Source organism: Mycobacterium sp., assembly GCF_019247615.1.
Taxonomy (GTDB): Bacteria; Actinomycetota; Actinomycetes; order Mycobacteriales; family Mycobacteriaceae; genus Mycobacterium.
Genome location: NZ_JAFBAT010000004.1, coordinates 1 through 8,743, shown reverse-complemented (window position 1 = coordinate 8,743; position 8,743 = coordinate 1). Strand labels below are relative to the sequence as shown.

At 65.5% G+C, this 8,743-nt stretch carries 7 protein-coding genes; 1 reads left to right on the top strand and 6 read right to left on the bottom strand.

Translation table 11 applies throughout. The features are described from left to right. Positions 1 to 181: 181 nt before the first annotated feature. The 3 genes from JO059_RS00145 to JO059_RS00135 all read right to left on the bottom strand — a co-directional run bounded on the left by JO059_RS00145 (position 182) and on the right by JO059_RS00135 (position 3,190). The gene (locus JO059_RS00145; RefSeq protein ID WP_293313575.1) at positions 182 to 1,012 is read right to left on the bottom strand and encodes a DUF4436 domain-containing protein; all 831 of its coding nucleotides are present in this window, start codon (positions 1,010 to 1,012) and stop codon (positions 182 to 184) included. 365 nt (positions 1,013 to 1,377) lie between these two features. Next, positions 1,378 to 2,283 (bottom strand): formylglycine-generating enzyme family protein, encoded by a 906-nt coding sequence (locus tag JO059_RS00140; RefSeq protein WP_293313563.1) that lies wholly within the window; start codon positions 2,281 to 2,283, stop codon positions 1,378 to 1,380. 64 nt (positions 2,284 to 2,347) lie between these two features. Then, positions 2,348 to 3,190, bottom strand: coding sequence for a DUF4436 domain-containing protein (locus tag JO059_RS00135; protein WP_293313572.1), 843 nt, complete (start codon positions 3,188 to 3,190; stop codon positions 2,348 to 2,350). A gap of 661 nt (positions 3,191 to 3,851) precedes the next feature. Here JO059_RS00135 and pstS point away from each other — a divergent pair. After that, positions 3,852 to 4,952 carry a phosphate ABC transporter substrate-binding protein PstS gene (gene pstS, locus JO059_RS00130; protein WP_293313569.1) on the top strand — a complete coding sequence of 367 codons (1,101 nt, stop codon included), beginning with the start codon at positions 3,852 to 3,854 and terminating at the stop codon, positions 4,950 to 4,952. Here pstS and JO059_RS00125 read toward each other — a convergent pair whose 3' ends face one another. The 3 genes from JO059_RS00125 to JO059_RS00115 form a co-directional block, all read right to left on the bottom strand. Next, positions 4,953 to 5,864 (bottom strand): DUF4436 domain-containing protein, encoded by a 912-nt coding sequence (locus JO059_RS00125; protein WP_293313560.1) that lies wholly within the window; start codon positions 5,862 to 5,864, stop codon positions 4,953 to 4,955. A 161-nt stretch (positions 5,865 to 6,025) separates the two neighbouring features. Next, positions 6,026 to 8,395 carry an arylsulfatase gene (locus JO059_RS00120; protein ID WP_293313557.1) on the bottom strand — a complete coding sequence of 790 codons (2,370 nt, stop codon included), beginning with the start codon at positions 8,393 to 8,395 and terminating at the stop codon, positions 6,026 to 6,028. Positions 8,396 to 8,586: 191 nt separating this feature from the next. After that, positions 8,587 to 8,743, bottom strand: a 157-nt coding sequence (locus JO059_RS00115; protein ID WP_293313566.1) for a 30S ribosomal protein S17, incomplete at its 5' end; no start/stop codon positions are given.

Sequence of the window (8,743 nt, the reverse complement as noted above, 5' to 3'; positions counted from 1 at the left end):
AGCAGTGAGCGCTCGGGCCGGGGCCCGGCGCCGCCCGTGCCTGGGGTGCTGGACCACCGGCCAGGCCGAACGCGGACAACGCCAAGCCGACACCCGTCAGCAGACCGATGCCGAGCCGAAGCCACGGAGTCGTTTGGTTCACACTCATGACCCGAACCTATTCGCCTCGGCCGCCGCGGCTTCAGTCCCCCTGCCGGATCCATGCCAAGAAATACAAACTCATCGCCGTCACCAGCGCGAGCAGCACCCACTGGACCAGGGCCTGGTCGATCCACGAGCCGGGCGGCGGGGAGCCGGGAAGGATGTTGCGCAGCGGGACGATGGCGAAGAGCATCGCGGCGTACCAGGTTCCGAACGGCGGCACGAACTTTCTGCGGCCCATGGCCATCGGGACCGCCACCACCAGCGCCAGGGTGGGCAGGGCGATGAGGACGACGCAGATGAAAAGGTCGAAGATGAGCGGGCCCTCGGCCCTCTCGAGCGTGATGATGACGTCGCCGGTGTCGGTGGATCGGGAGGTCTGCAGCGCCTCGCGGACACGGTTCACCTTGATGTCCCAACCGTCCAGCGACCCGGTCACCTGGACGATGGCGGGCACCTTCTTGCGGTTATCGCCGGACCCCACGAACGCGTCGGCCGCGATCGGCTCGGTCTTGTACTCGTCGAACGGCCAGGCGCGGGGGTTGCCGTGCGCCTCGATGGTGGTGGTCAGCTGCGCGGGTGCCTTGCCCCGCGGATACTGCAGATCCCCGAGGTCGCTCGTCGGGTACAGGCGCACGGCGACGTCGTTGCCCAGCACGTCGAAGCGATTGTCGTACTGCTCGACGCCCGGGTAAACGAGCACGTTCACCGTCAGGCGATTCGTGACGGGCTTCATCTCCTCGACGCGCAGTTGCACGATGGTGGCGTTTCCCCCGCCCTGGCTCAGGTCGAGGGGAGGGAGCGCCGTGCCTTCCCGTTGCAGCAGGTGGACGCCGAACAGCGACAGGCCGTAGGTGATGATGAAAGCCATCAGCAGGGCCACGCCGATCTCGATCTGCGACCTCGACAGCTTCTCCCGCTTCGGCTTCCCCTTCTTCGCCTTTTCTTTCTTCGGCGACGCCTGCTTGGGCGGGGGTGCGGACTTCTCCCCAGCCGGCGACTGCTCCGTTTCCGACGGTGTGGCCACGTTCTCGACGGTCATCGGTCACCGCCTCGGGCCAGAATGTGCGGCGGATTCTGAATCGTTTGCTGGCACCGGACCCGAACCGGCTCCTCGGGTCCGAAGCTTCGGGGCGCCACGTCGTCAGATGCTAGCGAATTGCCATGCCGGGCGCGCGGGGAAAGTCCCCTCGGAACGGACACGTGGGGCGTCCGTTACCCGCCCGCCACCATCCATTAACGGTTCGCCACGCAACGGAATCCGATGTGCGTGGTCGCGGAGTCCTGCGACTGGGGTGAGCGGGCCGCCGGCCGATAGCGATGGCAATACTCGGGTGCGCACAGGTGCGAACCGCCCTTCAACGTCTGGTTGATGGTCGGATCCGGGGCACCAGGGGGACCCGCGGATCCGGGCGGCGCGCAACAGGCTGTGGGCGGCTCAGCGAGCCGGTGGCGGGCGGAGAACTCGGTTGCGGTCCACTCCCAGACGTTGCCGATGATGTCCACCAGGCCGAACCGGTTGGGCGGAAACGCTCCGACCGGCGAAGTCCCCACCCAGCCGAGCGCGCCGTCGTTGCGGTACGGGAAATGGCCTTGCCAGGTGTTGGCCATCAGCCGCCCATCCGGTTTCGCCTCGTCACCCCAGGCATAGGTCCGGGAATCCCCCGTACCGCCGCGGGCGGCGTACTCCCACTCGGCCTCGGTCGGCAGTCGGCGTCCGGCCCACCGCGCGTAGGCCACCGCATCGGGATAGGCCACCTGCACGACCGGGTGATCCGGCCGGTCCGCGATATCTGAGTCCGGTCCGAACGGATGTCGCCAACTGGCCCCGGGCACCCAATGCCACCACTGGCGCCAGTCGCGCAGATCGACCGGTCCCGGCGTCGGGCGGAAGACCAAACCCCCGGGAACCAGATCGGCGGGATCCGCGCCGGGATACAGCGCCGGGTCGATCGGTTGCTCGGCCACCGTCACATACCCTGTGGCGGCGACGAAATCGGCGAATTGCGCGTTGGTCACGGGGTGGCGCTCCACTGCCAGCGGACCAACGGTCACCGTGTGGATCGGTGCCTCTTCCGGATAGAAGCTGATCGAGCCCATGCGGAACGATCCGCCCGGCAAGTCGACCAACTCGGTGAGCATCGTTTCAGGGTATGCCGATGGCGCATGGCTCTCGGCACCGCAGCCGCAGCTGCGCGATGCGCTTTTAGTCCGACTGCCGATACCAGGTGAACATGTAGAGACCCATGGCCCCGACCAGCGCTATCAGCACCCAGATCACCAGGGCCTGGTCTATCCATGCACCCGGTGGCGGCGACCCTGGAAGGAAGTTGCGAATCGGGATGACGGCGAAGAGCATGGCGGCGAACCACGTCACGAAGGGCGGGACGAATTTCCGTCGCCCCACAGCGACCTGGATGGCCACCGCAAACGCCAGGGCGGGCAGGGCGAAAAGAACAAGACAGATGCCGATGTCGAAGATCAGCGGCCCCTTGGCCCGGTGCAGGCTGATGATCACGTTGTCGGGGCGATCCGACTCCTGGCTGGCCTCCCCGACATGCTTGACATTCGCGTCCCAGCCGTCCAACGCTCCGGTGACTTCCACCCGGGCGGGGATGTACTGCCTGGCATCGCCCTGCCCCACGAGGACTTCGGCCGACAGGGTGTCGGTGGTGTAGGAGTCGAACGGCCAATTGTTGGGGTCGCCGTGCGCCTCGATCGTCGTGGTCACCTGTGCCGGTGACTTGCCCGCCGGGTACTGCAGATCTCCGAGGTCGTTCGGGGGATCCATGCGCACCGCGGTGTCCGTCTTGAGCACGTCGAGGCGCTTGTCGAACATCGAATCTTCGGGAATCACAAGCACTTTCACGGTCAGGCGATTCGCGATGGTGTCCAGCTTCTCCAGGCGGATCAGCACGACGGTGTCATTGGTTGCGTTCAGGTCGGGCGCCTTGAGTGCCCCGCCTGACCTGGCGAGCAAATGGAAGCCGAACAGCGATAGACCGTAGACGAGCACGAACGCCAGCAGTGCCCCGAGACCGATGACCAGGCGCCGTTTCCCCGGCTTCCGTCCTGTCCCGGCAGTCGCGGGCGGCGCTGTGGGGGCCTTCTGGGGCGGGGCCGTCTCGGGCGCAGGTGTGGGGGCCGTCTCAGGCGTCGAAGCCCCGGGGTTGGAAGGCGGTGGAGCGTGATGCGTCATTTGTCCCTACCTCCGTCGAGGTTCGTCGCAGCGTCCGCAGAGCGACACGAGCACATACAGTAGCAACTCATTGCGACCGCGCGCCCGATTGCGGCTTCCGCGAATATCGGAATTTTCAGGCGACCCGACCGCCCGTCGACGGAGCGGGGCCGCTCGCGGCAAACACGCCACCGGCGGCCCACGGATCGGCTGGTGGTTCGCCCGTTCACCTGATGTTCGTTTGCCTGCCGGTTTCGTTAGCTGTAAGTCTCGACATGTGTCGAAATCGCTGTGACCGGGGTGTTCCCCGGGGCGGCGCCCGCGGTCGGCGCTGCGCGGCCATCGAGGTCCGCCGTGGTCGAGCCCGACGCTCACCATATGGATCCCCATTCGGGTCGCGGGAGACCGAGCGAACGCCTGCGACCGCCGCTTCGGCCCTAGTTCGGCGATCACGCCGGATTCCCGATACCGCCCACCGCGGGCAGCGGGTCTTCTCAAGGAGGCAATCGACGTGAAGCGCTACCGACCAGCCATGAACCTGCTGGCTGCGGGTGCGGTGTTGCTCGCGGGATGTAACAGTGCGGCGCACGCGACCCTGCCCTACACCGCCGGGGCGAAGGTCGACTGCGGCGGCAAGCAGGCCCTGGTGGCAAGCGGCTCCACCGCACAAGTGAACGCGATGACCAAGTTCATCGACGCTTATCGCAAGGCGTGCGCGGGCCAGACCATCGACTACACCGCCAACGGCTCGGGCAGCGGCATCAGCGAGTTCCTGGCAGGTAAGACCGATTTCGGTGGATCTGACATACCCCTGGCGGGGGATCAGTATGCCGTTGCCAAACAGCGTTGCGGCGGCGGCGATGCCTGGAATCTGCCCGTGGTCTTCGGTCCGCTGGCAATCACTTACAACCTCAACGGCGTCGACAACTTGGTCTTGGACGGCCCCACGCTGGCGAAGATCTTCAACGGCACCATCACGCGCTGGGATGACCCGGCACTCACGGCGCTCAACGCGTCCATGCCGGCGGAGGATATCCACGTCATCTACCGCAGCGACGCATCGGGGACCACCGACAACTTCCAGTCCTACCTGCAGGCCGCATCCGGCGGAGTCTGGAACAAGGGCGGCGGCAAGATGTTCAACGGCGGTGTCGGCACCGGCGCCGTGGGGAACAAGGGCACCTCGGCTGCCGTGAAGGCCACAGAGGGCGCGATCAGCTACAACGAGTTGTCGTTCGCGCTCCAGCAGGGGCTGTACGCCGCCGAGATCAAGACCCCGGCCAGCCGGCGGTCATTGCGGCCGGTGCGCATCGGTAACGACACGGTCGGCAAGACCATCACGGAGGCGAAGATCGTGGGCAACGGCAACGACCTGGTGCTCGATATTTCGTCGTTCTACAACCCCGCTCAACCCGACGTCTATCCGATCGTGATGGCCACCTACGAGATCGTCTGCTCGCGCTATCCCAGCGAAGAGGCGAAGGCGGTCAAGGCGTTTCTGCAGGCCGCAATCGGACCCGGCCAAGCCGACCTGGCGAAGATCGGATACATCCCGCTGTCGCCGGAGTTCCAGGCGAGAGTCTCCAGCGCCGTCGACGCCATCGGCTCTGTGGGCCAACAGAACCCGGAATGATCAGGTTTTGCTCGGCTTCTTTCGATCGCGGCTTCGCCACCAGGCGTAGATGAATATCGTCATCGCGACGACCAACCCGATCAACACCCATATCACGACGGCTTGGTCGATCCACGAGCCCGGCGGTGGGTTGCCGGGCAGGAAGTTGCGCAGGGGCATGACGGCGAAAAGCATCGCGGCGTACCACGTGCCGAACGGTGGCAAGAACGACGTCCTGCCCAGCGCCATGGGTATGGCGACCCACAATGCCAGCGCGGGCAGAGTGATCAGTACCAGGCAGATACCAAGGTCGAAGATGAGCGGTCCCTTGGATCTCGACAGCGTCAGCCGCACGTTGTCCTGGACGTCAGGAGGATCGGCGGGGTCGTGCACGCGCGTGACGCGGGCGTCCCAACCGTCGAGCTTTCCGGTCACTTCGACGCGGGCGGGTACCTTTTCGCGGCTTTGACCGGAGCCGGTGAACACGTCCGCGGCGATGTCGTCGGTGTGGTAGGAGTCGAACGGCCAGTTACCGGGATCGCCGTGTGCCACGAGGGCGGTGCTGACCTGGGCCGGCGCTTTGCCCACCGGATACTGCAGGTCACCGAGGTCGTTCTCCGGATACAGGCGCACCGCGGCGTCGGTGGTGAGCACACCGAAGTTCTTGTCGTAGAGCGAATCCTTCGGGTAGACAAGCACATTCACCGTCAAGCGGTTGGCGACGGTATCGAGCTTCTCAAGGTGCACCTGAACCACGCTGTCCTCGGCCTCGAGCTTGCTGAAGTCCACTGCGGGCAGCTCGGGTGCCGACTTCGCCAACAGGTGAACAGCTACCAGGGAGAGTACGTAGAGGGCGATGACGGCCAGCACGATGCCGAACGCGATCGCTATGCGCGGTCCTCGTGATTCCGGCGGTGACGGCTCAGCGGTCATTGGGGCATCACGGGGGCAGATGCTAGCAGCGCCCGGCGGGCAAGGCGAGCATTTAGGGTCGTACGGCGGCAAATTGCCGCATCACCGATGATTCGCCGCGTCGAATTCGGGCGCGCCGGGTCGGACCCTGCAGATCGACGAGCGACAGGTACGCGCCGAGTTCAGTCGCGCGAAAATGCAAGCGCGAGTTCTCTTTCCACGTCCTCGTACGGCCGGCCCGAGAAGTCGAGGGTGACCTGGGCGATGGTGCCGCCCGTGAAGGTGAACGGCGCCTTGTACCGGCTCGACACCGCCGAACCGCCGTTGCGCCCTACCGTGATCGCGCCTCCCGCCAACCCGAACGTGCCCGGGTGCGACGTCACATCCGCGAGCGAGCCGACCACCTCGTCGTCGACGAACAGGGTGAGGTCACCGAGCGGGGTGTGGCTGTTCTCCACGGTTCCGGTTCGCGCGTAGCGAACACCGAACACGTGCCGGCCCAGCGGCACCGGGTCGGACGAGGAAACCAGTTGCTGGCGCTCGCCGAGGAAGTTGTAGACGTAGTGCAGCCGCCCGTCCTGGATGAACAGCACGTGGCCGCCGTGGCCGCCGCCCTGCTTGAACAGCACTCCTTCGGCTCCGGTGGTGTCCACAGTCACCTCGGCCAGGACGGCGAACGAACGGCCGCGGATCTCGGCGGCGGCGCCGATGCCGACGTCCGCGCAGTCGGGATAGTAGACGTAGCTTGACCGCTCCGCGACCAGGTAGGGCCGGGAGCGCATCATCGTTTCCACGATGTTCAGGTCCGAAAGCGGCAGGCCGTTGTACTTGGCGGCCTCGGAAAACCACAGCGCCTTAAGCTCTTCCAGTTTCTCGGGCTGCTCGGCCGCCAGGTCGTGGCATTGGCTGCGGTCGGCCTCGATGTGGTAGAGCTCCCAGCGGTCGGCATCGAAGTGCGACCACCCGGCGGGGGTCGCGGCATGCACGGTGTTGGCGAACCAGCCGTCATGCCAGATACCGCGGGTGCCCAGCATGGTGTAGAACTGGGTGTGCTTGCCGGTGTCGGCGTTCGGATTCTCAAGTGCCGCTTTGAAACTCACGCCCTCCAGCGGTTTCTGCGCGATGCCCTTGACGGTCTCCGGCGGCGTGATGCCCAGCAGGTCGTAGACGGTGGGAGTGATGTCGGAGACGTTGACGTAGTTGTCGCGCACCTCGCCGTGCGCCGCGATGCCGTTGGGCCAGGAGACGATCGCCGTGTCGGCGATGCCACCTTCGTGTGAGGCGTAGCGCTTGTAAAGCTTGTAGGGCGTGTTGAAGGCCATCGCCCACCCGATCGGGTAGTGGTTGTAGGTCTCGGGCCCGCCGAGGTGGTCGAACAGCTTCATGCTCTCTTCGACCGTGTCGATGTATCCGTTGAAGAACTTGCCTTCGTTCACCGATCCGTTGGGGCCGCCCTCGCCGCTGGCGCCGTTGTCGGAGATCACCACGATGATGGTGTCGTCCAGTTGACCGGACTCCTCCAGATAATCCAGGATGCGGCCGATCTGGGCGTCGGTGTAGCTGAGGAAGCCGGCGAACACCTCGGCCATCCGGCAGAACAGCTTTTTCTCTTCGTCATCGAGCGAGTCCCACGGCCGCACGGTGTCCTGCAGCGGCCAGGGCTCGCCCTGGGGCCCCTTCACGTCCAAATACGGGTTCACGGGCGACAATTCGGTGTCCGCCGGCACGATACCCATCGATTTCTGCTTTTCCAGCACGACCTCGCGGTAGCGCTCGTAGCCCATGTCGAATCTGCCCGCGTACTTGTCGGCCCATTCTTTGAACACATGATGCGGCGCGTGCCCGGCACCCGGGCAGACATAGCTGAACCACGGCTTGTCGGGCGCGATCACCTTGGCGTCGCGGATGAATTCGATGGTCTTGTCGGCGAGGTCCTTCGACAGGTGATAGCCGTCTTCCGGGGTTCCCGGCGGGTTCACCGGGTGGTTGTCGTACACCAGGTCGGGATACCACTGGTCGGTCTCGCCGCCCAGGAAACCGTAGAAGCGCTCGAAGCCGCGCGAGTTCGGCCAGTGCCGTTTGGTGGATGCCAGGTTGGACTCTTCCAGGGGCGTCAGGTGCCACTTGCCGATGCAATACGTGTTGTAGCCGCGCTCGGCGAGTACCTCGGAGATCAGCGCGGTGTCGGCCGGGATCCGTCCGTTGCAGTTGGGGAATCCGTCGGTGAATTCTTCGATGGTGGCCATGCCGACGGTGGTGGCGTTGCGCCCGGTCAGCAGGGACGCCCTGGTCGGTGAGCACAGCGCGGTGGTGTGAAATTGCGACAGCCGCACGCCGCGGTCGGCTATCCGTGTCATGGCGGGCATCTCGACCAGGCCGCCGAAGCAGTCCCAGGTGGCGATGCCGGTGTCGTCCCAGACCAGGTAAAGGACGTTCGGCGAGTTCTCGGGCGCAGTCGGTGCCGCGTAAGGCCCCCAGTCGGGCTCCGAGTCACGAATGTCAAGCTCGATCTTGCCGGTGAACTCTTTCGATCCTGCAGTTCCGGACGCCATTAGCCAGCCTCACTCCCGCGGTGGACCTACCGAACGTCCGTGGACTCTACACGCGCCAGTTAGCAATCAGCTGAGGATTTCGGGAGGCGACGCAAACGCCCCAATTTCTCGCCGAAATGGGGGCTTTGCTGGGGCACCCCCCCTTGCGGGGGACTGCTCGCCGTGACGGCTACTTGGCCTTGACTTGGCTTTTACTTGGCTTTTTCTAGGATCTCGACGAGCCGCCAGCGTTTGGTGGCCGACAGCGGACGCGTCTCCATCAGCGAGACGCGGTCGCCGATGCCGGCGACACTGTCCTCGTCGTGCGCCTTGACCTTCTTGGTGGTGCGGATGATCTTGCCGTACAGC